Origin of the sequence: Novipirellula aureliae (genome assembly GCF_007860185.1) — a bacterium.
In the GTDB taxonomy this organism is placed as follows: Bacteria; Planctomycetota; Planctomycetia; order Pirellulales; family Pirellulaceae; genus Novipirellula_A; species Novipirellula_A aureliae.
Genome location: NZ_SJPY01000001.1, coordinates 516,809 through 539,323, shown reverse-complemented (window position 1 = coordinate 539,323; position 22,515 = coordinate 516,809). Strand labels below are relative to the sequence as shown.

Below are 22,515 nucleotides of genomic sequence, written 5' to 3'. Positions count from 1 at the left end.
CGTTCATTGCCGTACCCGAAAAGGCATTTTTGCGATGACTAGAGAGCAAACGACCTCGTTCGAGCAGGGGGATGTGGCCACTTTGGGTGCGCGGTTTGTCTTTGATGGTCCCGTGGGAGAGGTTCTACGTCGTCGTTTTATTGAGGATCGAGATAACGAGACACTGGGCTCAAAGTTCAGACTCTACTATCGATTTAGACCGCTCCTACCCATTTTCGTGCGTCAATGGCTGCAAAAGTGGCGAAACCAATCGATCAAAGTGCCGCCATCGTGGTACATCCCGAGCGGAATGGTTTCTGACTTGCAGGCCGCGATTGAACAGAATTCCGATTGCCGAGTCATCCATCCTTGGCCTGATCGCTTTGAAATGGCTGTCTCGCTGACACATGATGTTGAGACGAAACAGGGGATGCAAGGCATCGAGCGAATCGCCAAGATGGAAGAGGATCGTGGACTTAGGTCTGCTTGGAATTTGGTGCCTTACAAATACAAAGTGGATCTTGGGTTTGTCAGGGAACTGAAGCAGCGTGGGCATGAGGTTGGCGTTCAAGGCTACAACCATGACGGGCGACTTTTTGAATCGAAGCGTATGTTTCAACGTCGCATTGGGCCAATTAATGAATCGATTCGTGCCTATGGAGCCAAGGGTTTTCGGTCGCCGATGGTTCACCGAAATTTGGCTTGGATGCAGCAGCTCGATATCGATTACGATACGTCAACGTTTGACATCGATCCGTTTCAAGCGATGCCGGGCGGCGTGGGAAGTGTCTGGCCGATCATCGTCGGAAAGTTTGTTGAACTGCCCTACACTCAACCACAAGATCACACGCTGCTTGTTTCGCTGGGCGAACAGAGCCCTCAAATCTGGATTGACAAGTTTCAATTTTTGCGCAAATTAGCGGGGATGGCTATGGTCATCACCCATCCCGATTATCTTGATTCGGCTGCACGGCTTGATGTCTATCGAGAGTACCTGGATTTTGTCGCCGAGCAAACCGATTGCTGGAACGCCCTACCCCATGAAATCACCACGTGGTGGAGGAATCGCGATAAGATGTCGATCGTGGGCGAAGGTGATTCATCGCGAATTGTCGGTGCCGGATCGGAAAGAGCACGAGTGGTGCAACTATGCGATTTCAGAGTAGACCCGTAGTGGATCTTGTTAAAGATCCCTGTCCGCCAGGATCTTTAACAAGATCCACTACTCTAAGGTTCCATGCTGACAAAGCGTTAACCAGCCGCTTCGCTTTCTTCGACGCTGGGGCAGGTGCAAACCAAATGACGGTCGCCGTAGGTGTTATCGATACGGCCGACGGTTGGCCAGAACTTGGCGTCTCGAAGCCACTCGGTTGGCCATGCCGCTTGCGACCGCGAATAGCCGTGCGGCCAATCATCACTGCCGATCGCATCGACGGTATGCGGCGAATGTTTTAACGGGTTGTCTTCGCGATCCATCTCTCCCTTTTCAATTGCGGCAATCTCTTTGCGAATGGAGATCATCGCATCACAAAAACGATCAAGCTCTGCCTTCGATTCGCTCTCGGTCGGTTCGATCATCAATGTCCCGGGCACTGGCCATGACATCGTCGGCCCATGAAAACCGTAATCCATCAACCGCTTAGCAATATCATCGATCTTGATACCCGATGATTTTTCGAAAGGTCGGCAATCGAGAATAAACTCATGAGCGACACGTCCGTTCTTGTCGGTGTACAGGACGTCATAATCGTTCTTCAAACGATCGGCCATGTAGTTGGCATTGAGTATCGCCACCTGAGTCGCCTTTTTGAGACCAGCCGAGCCCATCAAAGCGATGTAGACGTAGCTAATCATTAAAATGCTCGGGCTACCGTAGGGAGCAGCCGAAACGGGACCGATGGCAAACTCACCTGCGGTATCGGGACGTTCGACGGGATGTCCCGGCAAAAACGGCACCAATTGCTCAGCCACACCGATCGGCCCCATTCCTGGACCACCACCACCGTGTGGAATGCAAAACGTTTTGTGTAGGTTCAAGTGACAAACATCGGCGCCAATCCGCCCTGGACTTGTCAAGCCAACTTGCGCGTTCATGTTGGCACCATCCATGTAAACTTGCCCGCCATTGTCATGAATGATCGCACAGACTTCTCGAATCGTCGACTCGAAGACGCCATGCGTGGATGGATAAGTAATCATCAGGGCCGATAGATGCTCCGCATGCTCGGTCGCCTTCGCTTTCAAATCATCCACGTCAATATCGCCGCGTTGGTTGCATTTGATACCGACGACTTTCATCCCAGCCATCACCGCCGAAGCGGGATTGGTTCCATGAGCCGATGTGGGAATCAAGCAAACCGTGCGAACGTTTTCGCGGCCTTCTTGCCGGGCTTGATGTTCATGGTAAGCACGGATGACAAGTAGCCCCGTGTATTCGCCTTGGGCACCCGAGTTGGGCTGCAAACTAACGGCTGAAAAACCGGTGACTTCACAAAGCCAGCGTTCGAGTTGGCGGAACATGTGGGTGTAGCCACGCCATTGCGTGTCAGGTGCAAATGGATGCATTTGAGAAAACTCAGGCCAAGTCACCGGGATCATTTCGCTGGTCCCGTTAAGTTTCATCGTGCAGGAACCAAGCGGAATCATGGAATGGGCGAGCGACAAATCGCGGCCCATTAACTTGAAGATATACCTCAGCAGTTCCGTTTCACTGTGATAGACATTGAAGACCTCTTGGGTCATGAACTCGCTCGTTCGCCTCATCGCTCCGAAGTCGGACATGCCATCGGCGTCCGCTTCAGCCAATAAGTCATCAATATCGAAACCGGTATAGTGGCCGAAATTAAACGCAGCCAACAAATCGGCCACCAACGCTCGGTCGGCGGTTTCGTCGAGCGTTACACCCAAAGTCCCATCGGCATATTCACGCAAGTTGATGTGCCGTTCGCGAGCGGCGTCGGCCACTTGACGAGCGGCATGAACACGCCCTTTGCCCAAGCGAATACGCAGGGTGTCGAAAACCGGGCCGTCATCAAGGGTGGTGTGGCCGAGTCGATCGAGTCCCTTGACCAGCGCCGATGCAAAGCCTTGCGTTCGTTGTGCGATTTGGCGCAGCCCGTCGGGACCGTGGTAGACTCCGTAGAAAGAGTTGATAATCGCCAGCAAGGCCTGTGCCGTGCAAATGTTACTGGTCGCTTTGTCACGGCGAATGTGTTGTTCACGCGTTTGCATCGCCATCCGCAAAGCCCGGTTGCCGTGCGAATCTTTGGATACGCCGATAATCCGACCGGGTAACTTGCGAGCATATTTTTCATGAGTGGAAATGAACGCCGCATGGGGGCCGCCCAAACCCATCGGCACGCCAAAACGTTGCGCCGATCCGATACAAACGTCGGCTCCCCATTCACCGGGCGGCATCAACATGGTCAGTGCCAAGATGTCCGCAGCAGCGACCACTAGCGTACCGTGCTGCTTGGCCTTCGCCGTCAATTCACGATAGTCATTGATCCGTCCATCAGTGGTTGGATATTGCACCAATAGCCCACACAAACCGCCTTGTCCATGATCAAAATCAATTTCACTAATCGGCCCAACCTTTAAATCAACGCCTAAACCTTCCGCCCGCGTTTCGAGCAGCGCCAAGGTTTGTGGATGACAATCGTCACTTGCCCAAAAACCGATTTTTTTGTGAGCTGCGATCGAAACACACATGCCCATCGCCTCGGCTGCCGCGGTCGCCTCATCAAGTAAACTGGCTCCGGCAAGTGGCAACGCCGTTAACTCCGCAATCATCGTTTGAAAATTCAATAACGCTTCGAGACGCCCTTGGGCAATCTCGGCTTGGTAAGGCGTGTATTGTGTGTACCAACCGGGGTTTTCCAACACGTTGCGCAGAATCACCGGTGGAGTGACCGTGCCGGTGTAACCCATGCCGATACAAGAGCGATACACCTTGTTCTTTTCAGCAATCATTTTCAGAGCCGACAAAAACTCGTGCTCGCCACGCGGGTCTGGGATATCGAGTTCGGACTCGAGTCGAATGTCTGCTGGAACGGTCGCATCCGTGAGATCCTCGAGGGTCGAAAACCCAAGGCTCTCAAGCATGCTGGTAATCTCTCCATCGGACGGGCCGATATGCCGCCGGATAAAGCCGTCTCCAAAATCGAGTCGACTTTGGGGATCGGCGTCACCGAGATGAATACCAGAACTTTGCGGAACATTTGGGGCGGCGTTCTTTTGGGGAGCAATACTCATTAGATCGGTCTGTCAAAGTGAGAGAGGAATTAGCAGTCGATTCAGATCGGGCCGTGATAGCATAAGCTACGTGCTTCTTTCGTCAAACCATGTGGCAAATGGCGCGTGATTAATCACCCTTTGTACCGATCGCCACAAAGCCGCCGGGCGGGAAGAAGTGGTAACCATGCAGCAAGGATTGGCCGTCGGCAGTCACTCGTTCGATGCGGTCGATCTTCCAACCACAGTGGACCAAGTCGGCTGCTAATTCGCGTCGGCTAAAACGGTGCATGAACATCTTGCTCAAACCGCGATAACTGTAGATGTAATCACCGAATTCGTGTTCGGAATGAAATCGAGACCGCAAATAGCTTCCAATGACCCGCTGTGGGCCCTTAGGCTCGCGTAGTACGGCCCAGCGGTTATGGACATGCACAACCAACTTGCCTGCTGGTCTCAAGATACGCGCGACGTGCCTCAACAATTGTTGACGATATTGGCGACCTTTGATCATCCCCAATGTGCTAAACATGCAAATGGCGTGGTCGATGCTGTGATCGGCAAAACCATCAAGTTCGACCAAGTTGGCACGGACTGCGTGAACGCTTCCTCGTAATTCGGCAGTGCGAGACTTTTCCAACATGACCTCCAGCATTCGATTGCTTAGATCGACGCCGATCACCTCATAGCCGCGGCTCGCTAATGGCAGGGCCACTCGCCCGCTGCCGCAGCCAAGATCGAGGATCGAAACTGAATTTGCTAGAGAATTATCCAAATTGAGAAGCGGAAATTCGCCTGCGACGATTTGTTGGTCCAAACGACAAAGTGGCGTGTCCGCCACAAATGCGTCGTAATGGTCGGCGATCGTCCGTTCGTTGACGTAATCCCAAGTTCCAGGCGAAACGCCGAGCGGGCGACGCCAAAGAGGCAAACGAGTGGGTTTCGGGGGCTGGTTCAATGAGGGCACAACTTCCTATAATCGCTGCAGAGACTCGAAATCAGATTTTGAGAATCGTTCAGAAAAAGAGTTAAAACAGTCCATTTTATTTGATGCCGGCCAGCGACAGGGTCAGGCCCCCATCACCGCAGGAGAAAGAAACAGTGGCTATTCGAGTTGCAATTAATGGTTTCGGTAGAATCGGTCGTATGGTTTTCCGCTCGTCCGTCCTTCGCGACGACATCGAAGTGGTTGCCATCAACGACTTGTTGGACGTCGATTACCAAGCTTACATGTTGAAGTATGATAGCGTCCATGGTCGTTTCAATGGCGACGTTTCCACGAAGGGCGGCAACCTTGTCGTTAACGGGAAAGAAATTCGCATTACTGCCGATACCGATCCATCCAAGTTGGCTTGGGGCGACATCGGTGCGGATATCGTCGTCGAATCGACCGGTTTCTTTTTGACAAAGGAATCTGCACAAGGTCACATCGACGCCGGTGCCAAGAAGGTTGTCATGTCGGCACCCCCCAAAGATGACACACCGATGTTTGTCATGGGCGTCAACTGCGATACCTACGCGGGCCAACAATTTGTCTCCAACGCATCGTGTACCACCAACTGCTTGGCTCCTTTGGCGAAGGTTCTCAACGACAGCTTCGGCATCAAGCGAGCGTTAATGACGACCGTTCACGCGACAACCGCAACCCAAAAAACGGTTGACGGACCTTCGAAGAAGGATTGGCGTGGAGGTCGTGGCATTTTGGAAAACATTATTCCATCGAGCACCGGTGCCGCCAAAGCCGTTGGCAAGGTCATCCCTGAGCTCAACGGCAAACTCACCGGCATGGCATTCCGCGTCCCAACCTCGGACGTCTCGGTCGTCGACTTGACCGCGGAATTGGTAAAGGGTGCTAGCTACGAAGATATCTGCAAGGCATTCAAGACCGCTTCGGAAGGCAAGATGAAGGGCATTCTTGGCTATACCGACGAGAACGTCGTGTCGACCGATTTCCGTGGCGAATCGCGTACCTCCGTATTCGATGCGACAGCCGGAATCCAACTTGACGATACCTTTGTCAAACTGGTTTCCTGGTACGACAACGAATGGGGTTACTCCTGCAAAGTCCTCGACCTGGTTGCTAAGATCGCTGACTAGTTTGTCATGGGCAAAAGCATCCATCTCAATAACGGAAAGGCTCGGCGGAAACGTCGAGCCTTTTTTTTGTCTTTTATTGACCGACACCCGCGATGCGATCTTGAACATGACCGCCGGGTCGTCACCAGCCAGTTTGGCGGGGCGAGCGATTTTGGATTCTATCGCTGAGGCTGCGGGGGCAGCGCCCTGCCATTCACTCCGGACACCTCCTCGATCCAGCCAATCGGCCCCCATACCGGCTTGACGACGAAAAGGAATCCTCTTTCCTACCATTGACTTTGCGGTCGGTAGCTGTCTATGATACGAGGATGAACCAAACGTCACTCCTCCTATCGCTGCTCCTGATTCCACGTTTACGTGGCGGCGATGAGGGTTTGTTTCGACCATAATTTTGGTCAATCTTTGAAAACACACGAAACCCGAGTCGCTAAGCGACTCGGGTTTTTTTATTGTTTCTGCTTCCACCGATTCTATTTTGAGGTTGATTTTACGATGCCAAATTCTGCAACGGATGACCAAACGGTCTCACCTGATCCCAACGCACCCAATTCCGGACCATTGGAAACCGAATCACGGATGATTCGCATCTTTGACACAACCCTTCGCGACGGCGAGCAATCGCCAGGCGCAAGCATGAACTTGGCGGAAAAATTGGAAGTGGCTCAGGCACTGGCAGACTTGGGCGTTGACATCATCGAAGCAGGGTTTCCAATCGCTTCGCCAGGAGACTTTGAGGCGGTCAAACAGATCGCTCAAACGGTTCGTGGATCAACAATTTGTGGCTTGGCCCGCTGTAGTGACAAAGACATCGATGCAGCGTGGGAAGCGGTCAAGTACGCACCCTCGGCACGTATTCACGTCTTTCTCGCCACCAGTGCAATTCATCGCGAATTCAAATTGCGAATGAGCACCGATGAGATTGTCGAGCGAGCGGTCGCGGGCGTGCGGCGAGCCGCAAGCTACTGTGACGATGTCGAGTTTTCTCCCGAGGATGGCTGCCGCACCGAACACGATTTTCTGTGCCGCGTCGTCGAGGCGGCGATTGACGCCGGAGCAACAACGATCAACGTTCCCGATACCGTAGGCTACACCACACCCAACGAAATCTTCGAGCGCTTTAGCATGCTGCGCCAACGGGTACCCAACATCGACAAAGCGGTGTTGAGCACACATTGCCACAACGACTTGGGGATGGCAGTTGCCAATAGCTTGGCTGCCGTCGCCGCCGGTGCGGGACAAATTGAATGCACCATCAACGGCATCGGTGAACGAGCGGGTAACGCGGGACTCGAGGAGGTCGTGATGGCAATGAAAACGCGTCGTGATTTCTTTCGATGCGATACGCGAATCGTCACCAAGCGATTGGTTCCTACGAGCCGTTTGGTCAGCAAAACGACCGGTATCCACGTGCAAAGAAATAAAGCGATTGTTGGTCGCAATGCGTTCGCACACGAATCAGGTATCCATCAAGATGGAATGCTAAAAGAACGCAGCACCTACGAAATCATGTCGCCTGAAGATGTCGGTTTTGCCAAGACCGATTTGGTGCTTGGAAAACACAGTGGACGTGCCGCCTTGGCGGATCGAGCCAAAACACTGGGGTTCACTTTAACGAGCGAACAATTGCAAGCGGTCTTTGAGCAGTTCAAGATATTGGCGGATAAGAAGAAAGAGATCTACGATGGTGACATCATCGCTTTGGTCCAGCATCAAATCAGCGACAACATGAAGCAGGAATGGTCGTTGGTCGACTACGAAGTGACCAGCGGAACCAATCGCGAACCGATGGTCCGGTTGACCTTAAAGAACGGTGACGAAGAACACACCGAGCAAGTCGAACAAGGCGACGGACCGATCGATGCCGCGTTTTGGGCCGTTGAAAAAATCACCGGCATTTCACTCATTTGCAAGGATTTCTCCGTCCGTAGTGCAACTCTCGGACGTGACGCGATCGGCGAAGTCAACTTGGAAGTCGAGCACAAAGGGCGTAGCTATCGCGGCGTCGGAGTCAGCACCGACAGTGTCGAAAGTACGATATTGGCGATGCTAAATGCAATCAACCGAATTATCGGCGAACCCAAAAAACAATGACCTTAGCAGGTAAATGGCCACGACTCGGTAAACGCAACCGCCGATTGCTGCCAATCACCTGAAAAGACTGTGTTTTCCTACTCGTACTCGTACTCGTACTCGTACTCCTACTCGTACTCCTACTCCTACTCCTACTCCTACTCCTACTCCTACTCCTACTCAGCCTTCAGCGGTATTCGTATCTCCTACTGGGATTCGAAGGGACTTGGGCGCCCGAGTGCGATTTCATGGAGCACGAGAACACATTTTTTGGCAAGCATGGTGGCGTTTACCGAGAAGCGTCAAAAATGCCGTTTTTTCCGATTACGCGGTCGCGAGAGAAGCTAGGAACATTACGGCGGTCCTTTCGAACAAAAGGGGCGATCTCAAAAAAAATCGGCTGGCCAATTCGGTTTGTTGGACAACTTCACTTTTTGCTGGTTATACTCAGTTCTCAGCATTGTTTTTGCCTGTCCAATTGGAAAGCCAAGAGAGAATTGAAATATGTCCTTCGATCAAGAGCCTACATCGCCAATGTTCCGTATCGACGTGTCGCCGGAGAGTCACTCGGAATCTTCGCTCTCGGATGATAAGATCATGATCGAATTACTGCGCCAATTGGTCACGGGTCAGAACCAGCAAAATCGCTTGCTACAAGAAATGATTCAGCAGAACGCGGCGATTCAAAAACAACGTGCAGGTGAACTGCAAGCCTGGAAGGACTCCAATCCAGAGCTATCACGTGCTTGTCGCGAAGCTGCCGAAACGCTTAGTCGAGTCCAAACCCGTTTCCTCGATACCATGACCGAGGACATCTTGGATAACGACGAACATTTGATGGAAGGCGAATTCATGCTGAACGAATTTGTCGACCGCTTTGGACCGCGATTGGCCCACTTGAACGGAGTTCTACAAGTACTCGCACAACTTGGGACCGGGCAACCCGTCCAGCAGAATCACTAGGCTGTTTTCAAAACGGTAGCGAGCGTTGGCAGGTTTTCAGACCAAGCCTAACCGAACGAGAAGCGAGGGTAAGAAATTGCAATACGTCGACGTCAAAATTCATGGCAAGGTTGCCACGGTCTTGATGAATGATTCACAGCGTTGCAATACGCTCGGCCCTCGTATGATTGAGGATTTGCAGACAGCATTTAGCGACATTCATCAAGAAAACCGCGTTCGAGCGGTCGTGTTGTCGGGGGCTGGCGATCACTTTTGTGCCGGCATCGATTTGTCGGTATTGGAACAGATCGCGAAGTTGCCGAGCTCGCAAGCTTACAGCGAATCATTCAATGCTTGGCAGCGTTTTGCTGACCTGTTGGAAATGATTCTACGATTTCCGAAACCGATCATCGCAGCCGTCGATGGCGCGGCCGTCGGCGCCGGGTTGGGCTTAGCATTGGCTGCTGATTTAATGATCGTCTCGACCTCTGCAAGTCTGTCCGCCGAAGCGGTTCGGCGAGGTTTGGTTGGCGGGGCGACGGCGGCGCTACTGTCTTTTCGCGCGGGGGCCGCGACGGCTGCAAAGATGTTGTTAACGGGTGAATCGATCGATGCCGACGAGGCCTATCGACGAGGCCTTTGCGAAAAGCCAGTATCATCGGATCAGATTTGGGTCGCGGCTTCCGATTTGGCAACCCGCCTCGGCCATGCACCTCGTGAAGCGGTTCAGGCGACCAAGCGAGTCCTGAACGAAACGATTGGCGAAACACTATTGATTCAAATCGCGGCCGGAATTGCGGATAGCGCAACCGCCTGCAGCACCGATGCGGCAAAAGAAGGTGTGGCGGCATTCTTAGAGAAACGACCGCCCAACTTTTTGTAAACACCGTCGCTCTCCAAGCGGAGAAGTTTGAGGTGACCTGGACCCTATCTGTGTCGGGCGACGTTTTGCTTTCAACTGCAGCGATCTTCTGCTAGAATCGGACGCGAATCCTACCTCTTCTCTCGCAAAAGACCTGGAAAAAAACTGATGGTTACTGAGGTCACGCATGAATCTTGGTTCAGCCGGCTAGGAAGCTCACTCAAAGGCATCTTGATCGGCGGCGTTCTGTTCTTGGTCTCATTTCCGTTGCTATTCTGGAATGAAGGTCGAGCCGTGCATACGGCCCAGGGTTTGACCGAAGGTGCTGGTGCAGTCGTCAAAGTGAACGCCGAAGCGGCTGACCCTGCGAACGAAAGCAAATTCGTTTACACTAGCGGAACAACAACCACATCCGATGTCTTAACCGATGACACGTTCAATATCTCGTACCCAGGTATCCGGCTCGAACGACATGCCGAAATGTACCAGTGGGAACAGGACGAAAAACGTAAAGAGAAAAAGAAACTGGGCGGTGGGACGACGACCACGACCACGTACTCCTATGACAAGGTCTGGTCCGACGATCTGATCAACTCGGATGATTTCAAGGAATCGGGCCACCATAACCCTAACGAAATGCCGTTTCCGTCGCGACAGCAGCAGGCGACTCACGTCATGCTCGGGGGCTTCCGGTTGCCAGAATCGCTGATCGATCAGATAAGTCAAGATGAGCCGCTGCCGTTTGAGATGGAACAGTTGCCCGCGGAAATCGCACAGAAATCAGTCATCCGACACGATGGCCCCAATCGTTCGCCAAGGTTGTACTGGAGTCCTAAGCAAAAGGACGCTGCGACAGAAGAAGTGAAGGCTGAAGTGGAGAGCGTCAAAGAGGATGGCTCCGAGTTCGCAGTCAAAGATATCGAAGCGGATTCGGATGCGGATGCGGAAGAAACCACTTCGACAGAGGAGACGTCTGGCTCTAAATCGGGACCCGCTCAGATTGGGGATGTTCGAGTTTGGTTCACAGCGACACCCGTTGGTGAAGTGAGCGTGATGTCGAAACAGTTTGGAGAAACGTTTGAGCCGTACCAGACGAAAGCGGGGACCCAGCTGAGTATGCTGGCGATGGGGATCGTTAGCCCCGAAGCGATGATCGCACAAGCCGAGGCAGCGAATGCGAGGATGACTTGGATTCTTCGTGGCGTGGGAACACTGCTAATGTTCGCTGGATTGGCGTTTTTCCTGAAACCGTTGGCGGTCCTGGGCGATGTTGTCCCGTTCTTCGGTAGCATCGTTGAGTTTGGAACGACAATGGTTGCCGCATTGATCGCAATCAGCTTGTCATTGCTGACGATCAGTATCGCCTGGATTGTCTATCGTCCGTTACTGGGGGTTGGACTTCTCATCGCTGCGGTCGCCGTGTTCGTGTTCGTGATCAAGAAAACACATAGGAACAAAGCTGCCCCAAGTGGGTGACACTTGAAAAAATCAAGGTGCCCTCACTCGCTTGCCAAAAAACGCCGCACAACCGCTATGGGCTGGCTCACAACGGCAGTGCTGCTGCCGCTGACCGTCGAGTTGTGCTCCGTCCCTTAATAGACTCTTCGACGCCTTTGGTTTGCCGTTAACGGATTCCATCGATAGATGGCAAGTTCGACGGGTCGATCTTTCTCGCAGGTTCTCGGCTCTGGCCTTGTCACTACAATACAGCCATCGTGTTGAATGACCCTTTTTCTGTTTTGGATGATTTGCATATGAAAGTCGTGGCGACAACTACCAAACCGAGCAACTTGGGCGAACTTCGCGAGAGCGGCTGGAAACCGAAGACGGTCAAGCAAGAGATGCGCGACAACTTTGTCCGGATGCTCGCTGCGGGCGAACCGTTGTACCCCGGAATTATCGGCTATGATGCGACCGTCATCCCCGAAATCAATCTGGCGATACTCGCTGGCCATGACATGTTATTTCTCGGCGAAAAAGGGCAAGCAAAGAGTCGCATCATGCGAATGCTCGTCCGTTTTCTCGATGAATGGATTCCCTACATCGATCATCCTGATTTGCCAGTCCACGAAGATCCCGAACAACCGATTTCCGCAGCGGGCAAAAAATTGGTTGCCAACCATTCGCCCGATGAAATCAAGATTGCCTGGTGGCATCGCAGCGATCGTTATGCGGAACGACTTAGCCCTGGAACGAAGTTTGCCGATATCATTGGCGAAATCGATCCGGCCAAATTGACCGGCGGCGTCAGTATGAGTGCCGAGGAGGCATTGTCGTTCGGTTTGATCCCTCGGATGCACCGCGGGATTTTTGCGATGAACGAATTGCCTGAACTTGATGACTTGGTGCAAGTCGGTTTGTTCAATGTGCTCGAAGAACGAGATGTGCAAATCCGGGGTTATCCGATCCAGTTCGATTTGGATTTGGTGATTCTGTTTTCGGCCAACCCATCGACTTACAACCGCAGCGGCAAAGTGATCCCACAATTGAAGGACCGTATCGGCACGATCGTGCAAACGCACTATCCCGATGAGCGAGATCAAGGGATTGAAATTCTGCAACAAGAGGTAGGCAGCGAACTTGACGGTGCTTACCCGGTTCAGGTCCCTTACTTTATGTATCAAATCGTCGAAGAAATCACTGTTCAAGCGCGGAAAAGCAAGTACATCGATCAATCTTCGGGTGTATCCGCTCGTTTTTCGATGGCAAATTTCCGTACCATCGTTGCCTCAGCTCGCCAACGTGGTGTGATCCATGGCGAGAAGCCAGCTGTTCCTCGTATCAGCGATCTTGGTCACTTGTATGCCAGTTCGCTTGGGAAATTGGAACTCGACATGATGGGAACCCACCAAATGAGCGAGCGTCAAGTCCTCGATTCCGTCATCGCTCAGGCGATCGAAGTTGTATTTCGAGAATATGTCGAAGAGCATGGCTTGTCCGAAATCGCCGAAATTTTCCGCAGCGGCGTACGTGTCGAAGTTGGCGATATGTTGCCGAGCCGTGAGTATGCCGAGCGGTTACAAAATGTTCCGCCAGCTTGGGATAAGGCGTTTGAACTGAACGCCAGTGAAGATGAAGCGGTACGAGCTAGCTGTGTCGAATTCGTTTTGGCGGGGCTCTACAGCATGGATCGGATTAGCCGATCACAACGTCACGGTCAAATTCAATACGAGCTATAGGAATTCGCACAGATGGCATATCGGCAAACGGCATATCGACCAGGGGGCGTCATCCATTCCTACCAGAAGTATGACCCGTTAAAATTTCCGTCCCCCACACAACCGCCGCCCGATTTAGTTAGCCCCGCATTCGAACAAGCGTTGATGTATGGCAACTATCGTGAATTGAGCGAAGAGGAATTGGCGCGAGCGATCCGTTTGGACCCCAGCCAGATTGCGGGCATGGGACCTAGTTTGGATACGCTTCGCGCAATGCTCGAAGAACGCAAACGCAAAATCCTCGAGAAGTATGAGACCCGTTCCGTGCTGCAGAAAGCGAAGAAAGTCTTCCTGCAATCCACCAAGTCGGTGCGGCTTCCGGAAGAGTCGGACAAGATTTTCAGACGCGCCGTCGTTCAAGAGCAGCCTTATTTGTTAGAGTCATTGTGGTACCAAATCGGTGATGATAACAGCGATCCAGCACGCGGAATTCTCAACGTATCGCAGCGGATGGCGGATAAGCACCAAATCGAAGAGATGGCTTCCAAATACGACTTTGTTGGGGTCGAATCGCTGACCATCCCAAAAGCTCTCGAGGTCAAGGAGGAACTCGAAAAGATCGACGAACTGCTAAACCAGATCGAAGAGGCAGCGAAGACAGCTCAAATTGGTTTGATCGATATGGACTTGATGAACGAATTTGCTGAACCAGGCGATATGCAGCAGCTTGAAGAGATGCGGCGTCAAGTCGAAAACCTGGTTCGTGAACAAGCTGAGCGGCAAGGTCTCGAACGCGATCCCAATAACAGAGGTGCTTTTCGACTCACCCCAAAAGCACACAAGATCTTTCAAGCCCGATTGCTCGAAAAGATCTTTAGTGAACTCGCTCCATCTCGGAGCGGGCGGCACCAAGGTGATGTCATCGGCGAAGGGGCGGTCGAGATGCAGCGGACCAAACCTTACGAGTTTGGTGATAGCGTTGCGAATTTGGATTTGCCGCAAACGGTTATCAACGCACTGCTACGCCAAGGGGATGAACGTCCGATACGACTGCACAACGATGACATCGTCGTCCACAAAACACGCAATCATCCCAAGTGTGCGACCTGTGTGATTATGGACATGAGCGGATCGATGCGCTATGACGGTCAATACATCAACGTCAAACGTATGGCATTGGCGATGCAAGGGCTGATCCATTCAGAATACCCTGGCGATTTTCTCCGGTTCATCGAAATGTACACATTCGCAAAGCTAACGCCGCCTGGAGAGATCATCAATTTGATGCCCAAACCAGTAACCATTCACGATCCGTGGGTTCGTTTGAAGGCGGACATGAGTGATGCGGAGGTGAGCGAGCACGAGGTGCATCCTCACTTCACCAATATCCAGCATTCCTTGCAATTGGCTCGTCAGAACTTGGTCAATACCGATACGCCGAATCGTCAGATTGTCTTGATTACCGACGGTTTGCCAACGGCCCATTTTGAACAACAATGGTTGTACATGCTCTATCCGCCCGATCCGATGACCGAGCAAGCGACGATGCGTGAGGCGCGGATGTGTCAAAAAGAAGGGATTACCATCAACATCTTTTTGGTGCCGAGTTGGTCGCAAAGCGAAGAGGATATTCGCTTTGCCTATCGATTGGCTGAATCGACAAAGGGTCGCGTCTTCTTTACGAGCGGGCGCGATTTGGATCGGTTCGTTTTATGGGACTACGTACAAAATCGCCGAGAAATTATCAGCTAGTTGCTTTCAACATGCGATTCTTTCTGAACGGCAAACGAATGGGCACGATAGCTTTGTAAATCATCGAGCTCTTGACCGAGTCGAAGTTTCCCATCCTCGTCAGCGACAAGGATGAGACCAGGCTGAGTCATCTCATCTTCCTCGACGATTTGAAGCCGCTGCCCGCCTTCGATGCCCACCACCGTGTTTCGACTCTTGATTTTCGCACTGTCTAACGAATGAGCCGCCAAGGTGAATGGATCGATGACAACGACTCCCTTCTCACCTTCGGTTTCGGTTACCGTCGGTTTATCCGATTCAATCTTAACCTTTTCGGCACTCAACACACTGCCTTCAGCAACATCGATCTCCAAGGACACTTTCGTCTGAACAGATGGATCATAAGCGGTCACAACCATCTTTGCCGTCGCAGGTTTCTTTTCGTAGGGAACACTGCGATTTTGGAACGAGAGGGTTGTGGTTTCCGCTCCACTCACCGGACCGACGAGATAACCGTTGCCAGTCGGCAATTGAACCGGATTACTCGGTTCGCTCCACTCGGACCAACGCTCGAATTCTCGAATCGTTGACGGGTCAAATCGCTCGCGTTTCGCAGTTTTTTCTTGGAATATTCTTTCTGCTTTCGCAATCAACTCACTCACTCGGCCATAGACGTCGGGGGCCAGTGAACTCGTTTTGGGTTGTAGCATTGGGTCCGATGGAAAGTTCGGATCATTGACACTGATTCGAACCCGGTACACGTACTTGCGGCCCATCTTTGGTGCCTGGGGATCATTTCCGATCGCCATATCATAGAAGCGAACCAATTTGTACTCGGCTGGCCGAGTTTCGATACCGGTATAGCCATACATGGATCGACTCGTCGTATCGTAGCCGCTTCCCATTCGGCCACCGTACTCGTTATCGAGAGAATCGGCCATCGAAAACTCGGGGCCTGCGATGTCGACGCCTGTGATGGTCCCGTCTTGGGCAAAGATACTATTAGGATCCGTGATTCTCAATTCCTCCGTATTCTCGATCTCGTCGATTTCCATTTGAGTTAACGTTGGAATTTTCGGATGCATTGTAAAACTTGCATACTCGTCCATAAGAACGGGTGGGATCCATGTCGTGATCATGCTGTCACGATAATCGACGGGCACAAGCTCAGGTGCAAAACCTGCCCAATAGAGCGCGGCCAACTTGGTGTGATAGGCACGATCGCGTCGGTCGACCCAATCTCGTTCGGTCAATTGGTCAACGGACTTGTTGGTTACGTCAGCCCGTTGAACTTGGAAATTCCAGTATTTCGGAGTATCGCGATCGTTTGGACGGTAGTCCGCGGATTCGACCTCGAGAGCCTTCCGATAGGATTGATAGATCTTTCCGTGCGGCAACACAGCAACGCCTGCGACAAAGCGTGCGATCTGAGGAACCGGATACTGCTCGACACGCGAATCACGAAAATCAGTCAAGTTTGGTGGAGGACTGTAAAGCGACTCATTGATCTCAGGTTCAGCAAACCAATTTGGTTGTTCCACGACGACGGCATTTGGCCCGCGATCGCCCCGACCACGAGCCCGATCGACCATGTCGGTTGAGCCCATTTCATAATCGTCGACATAATCCCCCCGCATCGGGTTGCCACGACCACTTCTAGCGCCCCCGCGAGGTCTTCTTCCTTGATCTTCAGGAATCAAATACTTGGCGAATTCTTTGTCTAGCAAAGGATATTGAGGATCTGTGGAGCGAATGGCCAAAGACCGAACAACCCCTTTGGCGATGAGATCCGTTGGTGGGAAGATCGTTGGATCTTTCCGTTTGAACTCGGTGTCGACCGATAGTCGCTGCCAAGGTTCTTTGATGACATAGATCGAAGGGTCTACCGGGGTTTGCGCAGCATTGGTGCGAGCCAAAATATCCTCTTTCGGCTCTCGCAATGGGATGATTTCTTCGTTGTGATTGACGTCGACTTGTTGTGCAACGTTGTTGGCATCCGTTCGCAGCTTTTCAGGCTGCTTTTCAAAACTCTCGATCTTCAGCGCTTGGTAGACCAACAGCAAAGAGAAGAGCACGAATACCGCGAGCACTGCTTTCTCGACATGCTGAATGAATAGATCTTTGATTTTTTGAGTGTCCATCGCAAAATTGTCGTTAGCGTCTAGAAATCTGAAAACATAAAACAATCGCAGGTGAAGCTTACGCTCCGCGAGCGACGAAAGGTCCGCCGGGAGTCGCTGCAGCAGTCGGCTGGCCCGGTGGCTGGCCAGCGGGCTGAGGTTCCGGCTGAGTGGGTGGCAAAGCGGGTTGCCCGGCGTCTGGAACCGCATCGGTTGCTGGTGGAACGGTACCAGCCGGATTGTCGGGCACGACAGGATTACTTGGGACAGGATTACTTGGGATGGGAGTTTGCGGTTCCGCAGGCTTGGTCGCTTGATTACCTAAATCGAGTCCATCGACGACTGTATCTTCGGTCAATTGATCGAGTCCTAAGCTTTCTCGGCTTGGCGGGTTGTAGATATTAATCAGACCGTACACTTCGACATCCATATCGTACGGTCGTTCCGCGGGTGCGCTGTCCATCATGGTTGCACCGCCACCGCCACCGTAATCCTCCATCCCACCGTAATCCTCCATCCCACCACTGTCATAACCGCCGAATCCACCGCCGCCGCCATAGCCGCCACCCGAATCGGAGACGACTGAACCATCCTTTTCGAGCACACGGACTTGGCGAACTTGCACCATCAACGCTGCACTGCCGCAAGCGGCCAAGAAGTCTGGGATCGCACGCTGATCGATCGAAACACTCATCATCACTGGCACCTTTTTTGCCACCGCCAAGTTCACATCCGTGGGCAGCTCGCTGGTCAGTGCAGTACGCAGGGCAGCCCCCGTAATCGGTTGATACATCGGGTCGACATATCGATTGTCAGCCGGATCGATGGCGACTCCTCCCATACCCATACCCATATCCATTTCGTCCATGCCCATGCCACCGCCATAGATGTCACCCCCCATATCGTCCATTCCCATGTCGTCCATGCCCATTTCATCCATCCCCATGCCCATAGCATCCATGCCGTCCGATAGACGTGCTGGGACGCGTTGGATGGAACCGGCATTGAAATTGACGGATCGACCTATTTTGATTGCCTTGATAGCGTGAATCTTCGCCTCAAATGGCTCGTTAGCATCCTTGTTAACGGTATCAATGATCTGTAGCAATTGCTTTAAGATCCACAGATTTTCCTGAGAGTAGTAAACTTCCAAAGTCGATGGGTAAGGTTTGGTTCGCCAGGGAAACAGGTCATTCAAGAGGCTTTGTTGGCTTGTTGAGCTCCACTCAACCAAAGGCCGATTTTCGCGACCCGAGATTCTGCGTTGATCGAGTTCTTTCTTTGTCGGGGTTGCTCGGTTGGGATCGAAAGTTGCCACCCATTCGGTACGTGCATACTTGGCGATGTCCGGCAAAACGCGGCCGATATACGTTCCATACCGGCTCAACAAATAGGTTTCTTTTTTCTGTGCTTCGGTCGGCGGGAAATCGATATACTTTTCGATCGGAATCAAGTCTTCGTATTCACGAATGAAATCCTGTTGCAGGGAATCAGGCCAAGTCAACAAGCCGCGTTGGCGTTCATACATGTCTTTCCAAGCCTGTAACACGATGTCGGTCCTAGCGTCAATCATCTGTTCCATCACCTCATGCGAAGCGGGATTGGGATGCGTCGCTAACTCTCCTTGCAAACTCGACACCGAAGTGAACGCGCTATTAATCTTTTGTTTCTGGCTCTCTCGTTCCGCCACCAAGCTTGACGTTGCCAAGTACCAAACGACAAGCGACACGAGAACCGAAACAGCGATTCCAATCCAAAACCCGTAACGCATGACGACGGCGAATTGTTCTTTTAGTTGACCCATGAGATAACTCGGTTAAGTGACGAGCAGGCGAATAGAAAAGTGAAGTAGTAGTAGACGCGTTACGAGGGGCGGTTTATGACTGGGGACGGTTTACTGTGGTATGGCGGCAACCGATTGGGCCGCGGCCTCGGCGGCAGCGGCTTCCTCGGCGGCCTTGGCTTCTTCGGCGAGACGCTTGACTTCCAACCGGTCCGCCATCGTCGTCGGTTGCCAAACGATTTGGTAAACGAAGTCAAGCTTCAAAACCTCCAATGTAGCGGGTTCTTCGATGAGATCTTCTAGCTCTTGAGCCGTTTGTCCGAGTGGAATCTCATTCATCTGCAAGGCCTGTTGGGCCAAGGCGATCGCTTCAGGATCGAAATCAGGATTGGGGATTGAAACCAACTGAGGTCTCCCATCCTCAAGCAAAATCGGATACGAAAATCCAAATTGGCGCGGCGTGAATGAAACCATCTTGCCCGTCTCATCAGGAACCAGAATCGGTTTGAGCATGAAGTTGGTCGTCAAGTAGGCCTGAATGTGGTTATTGCCTTCCTTGCCCATATACTTCGAACTGTTGTAGTAGTGATACCCATGCATTTCGATAATCCATCCATCACCGGAAGGTCCTTGCAACGTGGCGAGTTTCGCCAATGCTGGGTTCACCTCAGCGCCAAACTCTCCGGTGGCAGTCCCTGTTGAATCATAGGCAGTCCCTGCTGAATCATAGGCTGAATCATAAATGGGTGCTTCCGCAGGCGCCGCCATACCCGCCTCGGTACCGAATCCTGCGTAGGGATCGGTGTCGACATCATCAGGAATCGGTTTCCCAGTGATTTTGGTCCAGTTTAGCATTTCTTCCTTGAATCGTGCGGCCGTTGAGAAGGACCACCATAGTGTCAGATCGCTAACATACTTACTCTCGATCCGAGTGATGTGAATATCAATGCGATCTTCATAGGGCAATTCTTTTGCGTTGGGGATCTTGCCGTCAGGGAATTCCATCCGAGGAATTGCCGAATTGATCGCTTGCAGAGCTTCCATCCACTTCAAACGTTTTTCGGCATTTCCCGACACCTCTTTCCCAAGCTCATTGAGGAACGTTAATTTCGTCAACAACAGCTCATCGGCCTCTTTCTGTTGTCCCGAATAGCTCGACATTTGCGTCACTGCGGATTGAGCTTGTTGCCAAAGATCGGGATGCGTTACCGCCCAACTCCGTTCGACAAAAATGTAGTGCCCGAGCATCCCAACCAACAGCGCCGCAACGGCGGCCAAGGCCCACGGTTTCTTGGCTCGAATCATACGCTCGGTCAAAATCTCTTGCGGCACCAAACTGGCGTGAATCGGTGCCAAGTCCAATCCTTGTAGACACAATCCGTAACAAACGCCAAACGTGGGTGCGTTGTCCCGGAATGTGGGGATCGACAACACATCATCGCCACTGAGACGATTGAAGCGGTCGAGTGTGTTGACCTCGAAGCCCAAATTCTTTGCCAAGTATGCAGCCAAACCCGGCATTTTGACCGTATTGCCCGAGATCAGCATTTCGCCAATTTCGGCCTGCTTGTCGATGCTACGAAAAAACCCGATCGATCGTTGGACTTCCGTGACAAGATCATTAAACACCGGACGCATCGTTTGAAAGACTAACTTCGGGTCGGTCGCTTCACGAGCATTGCGTTTCAAATGCTCCGCTTTGGCAAACGTCAATTTCAAGTCTTTTGACAATTGACGCGTAAAGTGATTACCACCGATCGGCATACTGCGTTGCCAAATGCGAAAACCATTGGTGATGATTAAGTCGCTCGAATCGGTGCCAATCGACAAGAGCACGATGGAGCTAGGCGGATTGTCGGGGTCAAAAATCTCGTTATCGAGACGCTCATGCATCCGGTCGTATGCGACCATATTGTAGAGCGCGATCGGAGCCAACTGAATTTGGTCCACTTCCAGATCAGCTTCCGCAAACGGTTTCATTTGCCGATAGACCTGTTCTTGCTTCATCGCGAACAGCCCGACTTCGCTTTCCAAAGCGTAGCCCTCTTCAATCATACTGCCAGGCATCATTTGATGATCCCAAACCACGTCCGCCAAATCGAACGGAATCTGTTGGCGTGCTTCGTAGCGGACGATGTCCGCTATCTTTTTGACTTCGACCGGAGGTGGCTTGAAAAATTTCGCTAGACCACTTTGCCCCGGTACACTGATCGTGACGTTGTCATTGAAACCATCGTTCCGCTGCAGTAATTGTTCAAGCGCATCGGCAATCAATTCATCAGGATTGGCATCCGGTTGGCTCAAGATTTTTGGGTATTCGATTAAATCGAAGGCATCGGCAACAACCTCACCGTCTACCAACGAACAATGCAACGCTTTGAGCGCTGATTGACCGATCTCGATTCCCCACACTCCCTCATTAGCAGCCATATAACTTTCTACCCTTCAATTTAGGTTCTTGAACCTGTTTTTTCCTTTGGCCTGTTTCTATTCAGCCTGTTTCTATTCAGCCTGTATGCTTTCGTCGTTGCTCTGCTGTGAATCGCGTAACCGCTTGGACATTCGCTTGTGCATTCGCTTGTGCATTCGATCCTGAACCAGCCATTAGGACCAGCATAGCGTTCTCGAATCCACCTTTATTATTGTAAACAAGCGATTTCAAAATGGTACAACGCTGGCCCCAATAAGTGACCTAAAGCCAACAATCGACCACGCTGAACGATCGAATAATCGTTCAGCGTCCCCTAGTATGCCCAATGTTTGGCGTTTCGCATACTTTTTCCCTCAATTTTACACAATTCTTTCAAATTCCCTGCGGAAAACAGGAGCAAAACACTCAGCTAGCAGCCTTGATCCGCTCAATTAGCCGTTTTGCCTCGGCAGCGTTGTCGGTAATTGCAGACCAGTCCTCTTGTTTGATGAGATTCCTTGGTGCGATCCATGATCCGCCAATCGCCGCAACCAAGTCGCTTTTCAGATAGTCCGCCATATTACCCATGTTCAAACCACCGAGCGGAATGAATCGCAAACCGAGATGCGCGTAGGGTGCTGCGGTGGCTGACAGATAGGCCATTCCGCCACTTGGCTGGGCTGGAAAAAACTTCAGTTCTCGGCATCCCATTTCGGCAGCTGCCTCGATTTCCGACGCGGTTGTGACGCCTGGTGCAAAAGGCAAACCTCGCTCTTGTGCTTTTTCAACGACGCGACGATTGAAGCCGGGGGCGACTCCAAAGGCGGCGTCGGCGGCAACCACCTCGTCGACTTGCTCCGCCGTCAAAATCGTGCCAATCCCTGCGACCATCTCAGGAACCTCGGCGCGAATCGCCTGCAGGGCCCCAATGGCCTCGGGGGTCCGAAGCGTCAATTCCATCACATCGATCCCACCCGCTAGAAGTGCTTTGGCCAATGGAGGACCATGCTCCACGCGGTCGATCACGAGGACGGCGATCACAGCACACCTCTCGATTCGCTGGAGCAAGTCGGCTGAAAATAGTGATTTCATGTTGTTCATCCTTTGTTTCGTTTGCTGCGCGCCCGTAG

14 protein-coding genes are annotated in these 22,515 nt (G+C 52.1%); 8 read left to right on the top strand and 6 right to left on the bottom strand.

Annotated elements, in window-relative coordinates:
• Positions 1–34: 34 nt before the first annotated feature.
• On the top strand, positions 35–1,153 hold the full coding sequence (locus Q31b_RS02080) for a hypothetical protein (RefSeq protein WP_146598000.1): 1,119 nt from the start codon (positions 35–37) through the stop codon (positions 1,151–1,153).
• 77 nt (positions 1,154–1,230) lie between these two features.
• On the opposite strand, the gene gcvP is transcribed toward Q31b_RS02080, so the two are convergent.
• Positions 1,231–4,233 (bottom strand): aminomethyl-transferring glycine dehydrogenase, encoded by a 3,003-nt coding sequence (gene gcvP / locus Q31b_RS02075; RefSeq protein WP_146597999.1) that lies wholly within the window; start codon positions 4,231–4,233, stop codon positions 1,231–1,233.
• A 109-nt stretch (positions 4,234–4,342) separates the two neighbouring features.
• On the bottom strand, positions 4,343–5,170 hold the full coding sequence (locus tag Q31b_RS02070; protein WP_231617235.1) for a class I SAM-dependent methyltransferase: 828 nt from the start codon (positions 5,168–5,170) through the stop codon (positions 4,343–4,345).
• Between the two features lie 92 nt (positions 5,171–5,262).
• On the opposite strand from Q31b_RS02070, the gene gap reads away from it, so the two are divergent.
• From gap to Q31b_RS02035, 7 genes are all read left to right on the top strand, one after another.
• The gene (gene gap / locus Q31b_RS02065; protein ID WP_146597998.1) at positions 5,263–6,309 is read left to right on the top strand and encodes a type I glyceraldehyde-3-phosphate dehydrogenase; all 1,047 of its coding nucleotides are present in this window, start codon (positions 5,263–5,265) and stop codon (positions 6,307–6,309) included.
• Positions 6,310–6,885: 576 nt separating this feature from the next.
• Positions 6,886–8,400, top strand: a complete 1,515-nt coding sequence (locus Q31b_RS02060) for a 2-isopropylmalate synthase (RefSeq protein WP_231617327.1) — start codon at positions 6,886–6,888, stop codon at positions 8,398–8,400.
• A 483-nt stretch (positions 8,401–8,883) separates the two neighbouring features.
• A complete protein-coding gene (locus tag Q31b_RS02055; protein WP_146597996.1) occupies positions 8,884–9,342 on the top strand; it encodes a hypothetical protein in 459 nt (152 codons plus the stop codon).
• A 76-nt stretch (positions 9,343–9,418) separates the two neighbouring features.
• Positions 9,419–10,204 carry an enoyl-CoA hydratase/isomerase family protein gene (locus Q31b_RS02050; protein ID WP_146597995.1) on the top strand — a complete coding sequence of 262 codons (786 nt, stop codon included), beginning with the start codon at positions 9,419–9,421 and terminating at the stop codon, positions 10,202–10,204.
• A gap of 147 nt (positions 10,205–10,351) precedes the next feature.
• Entirely contained in the window at positions 10,352–11,659 is a 1,308-nt protein-coding gene (locus tag Q31b_RS02045; RefSeq protein ID WP_146597994.1) for a TMEM43 family protein, read from the top strand.
• A 278-nt stretch (positions 11,660–11,937) separates the two neighbouring features.
• Positions 11,938–13,362 (top strand): magnesium chelatase, encoded by a 1,425-nt coding sequence (locus Q31b_RS02040; RefSeq protein ID WP_146598707.1) that lies wholly within the window; start codon positions 11,938–11,940, stop codon positions 13,360–13,362.
• A gap of 12 nt (positions 13,363–13,374) precedes the next feature.
• On the top strand, positions 13,375–15,093 hold the full coding sequence (locus Q31b_RS02035; RefSeq protein WP_146597993.1) for a hypothetical protein: 1,719 nt from the start codon (positions 13,375–13,377) through the stop codon (positions 15,091–15,093).
• Here the strand turns inward: Q31b_RS02035 and Q31b_RS02030 are convergent.
• The 4 genes from Q31b_RS02030 to Q31b_RS02015 form a co-directional block, all read right to left on the bottom strand.
• Positions 15,090–17,213: a hypothetical protein gene (locus Q31b_RS02030; RefSeq protein ID WP_146597992.1), complete on the bottom strand. Its 2,124-nt coding sequence runs from the start codon at positions 17,211–17,213 to the stop codon at positions 15,090–15,092. The two genes, Q31b_RS02035 and Q31b_RS02030, sit on opposite strands and share 4 nt — an antisense overlap.
• 58 nt (positions 17,214–17,271) lie before the next feature.
• Positions 17,272–18,996 carry a hypothetical protein gene (locus tag Q31b_RS02025; protein ID WP_146597991.1) on the bottom strand — a complete coding sequence of 575 codons (1,725 nt, stop codon included), beginning with the start codon at positions 18,994–18,996 and terminating at the stop codon, positions 17,272–17,274.
• Positions 18,997–19,086: 90 nt separating this feature from the next.
• The gene (gene pilM, locus Q31b_RS02020; RefSeq protein WP_146597990.1) at positions 19,087–21,405 is read right to left on the bottom strand and encodes a type IV pilus assembly protein PilM; all 2,319 of its coding nucleotides are present in this window, start codon (positions 21,403–21,405) and stop codon (positions 19,087–19,089) included.
• 406 nt (positions 21,406–21,811) lie between these two features.
• Positions 21,812–22,477 (bottom strand): bifunctional 4-hydroxy-2-oxoglutarate aldolase/2-dehydro-3-deoxy-phosphogluconate aldolase, encoded by a 666-nt coding sequence (locus Q31b_RS02015; RefSeq protein WP_146597989.1) that lies wholly within the window; start codon positions 22,475–22,477, stop codon positions 21,812–21,814.
• Between the last annotated feature and the right edge of the window lie 38 nt (positions 22,478–22,515).

Bases quoted from the DNA above. Each gene is read 5' to 3' on its own strand.
- pilM (WP_146597990.1), bottom strand. From the start codon at position 21,405: ATGGCTGCTAATGAGGGAGTGTGGGGAATCGAGATCGGTCAATCAGCG.
- Q31b_RS02015 (WP_146597989.1), bottom strand. From the start codon at position 22,477: ATGAAATCACTATTTTCAGCCGACTTGCTCCAGCGAATCGAGAGGTGT.
- Q31b_RS02040 (WP_146598707.1), top strand. From the start codon at position 11,938: ATGAAAGTCGTGGCGACAACTACCAAACCGAGCAACTTGGGCGAACTT.
- Q31b_RS02030 (WP_146597992.1), bottom strand. From the start codon at position 17,213: ATGGACACTCAAAAAATCAAAGATCTATTCATTCAGCATGTCGAGAAA.
- gap (WP_146597998.1), top strand. From the start codon at position 5,263: ATGCCGGCCAGCGACAGGGTCAGGCCCCCATCACCGCAGGAGAAAGAA.
- Q31b_RS02025 (WP_146597991.1), bottom strand. From the start codon at position 18,996: ATGGGTCAACTAAAAGAACAATTCGCCGTCGTCATGCGTTACGGGTTT.
- Q31b_RS02060 (WP_231617327.1), top strand. From the start codon at position 6,886: ATGATTCGCATCTTTGACACAACCCTTCGCGACGGCGAGCAATCGCCA.
- gcvP (WP_146597999.1), bottom strand. From the start codon at position 4,233: ATGAGTATTGCTCCCCAAAAGAACGCCGCCCCAAATGTTCCGCAAAGT.
- Q31b_RS02080 (WP_146598000.1), top strand. From the start codon at position 35: ATGACTAGAGAGCAAACGACCTCGTTCGAGCAGGGGGATGTGGCCACT.
- Q31b_RS02045 (WP_146597994.1), top strand. From the start codon at position 10,352: ATGGTTACTGAGGTCACGCATGAATCTTGGTTCAGCCGGCTAGGAAGC.
- Q31b_RS02055 (WP_146597996.1), top strand. From the start codon at position 8,884: ATGTCCTTCGATCAAGAGCCTACATCGCCAATGTTCCGTATCGACGTG.
- Q31b_RS02035 (WP_146597993.1), top strand. From the start codon at position 13,375: ATGGCATATCGGCAAACGGCATATCGACCAGGGGGCGTCATCCATTCC.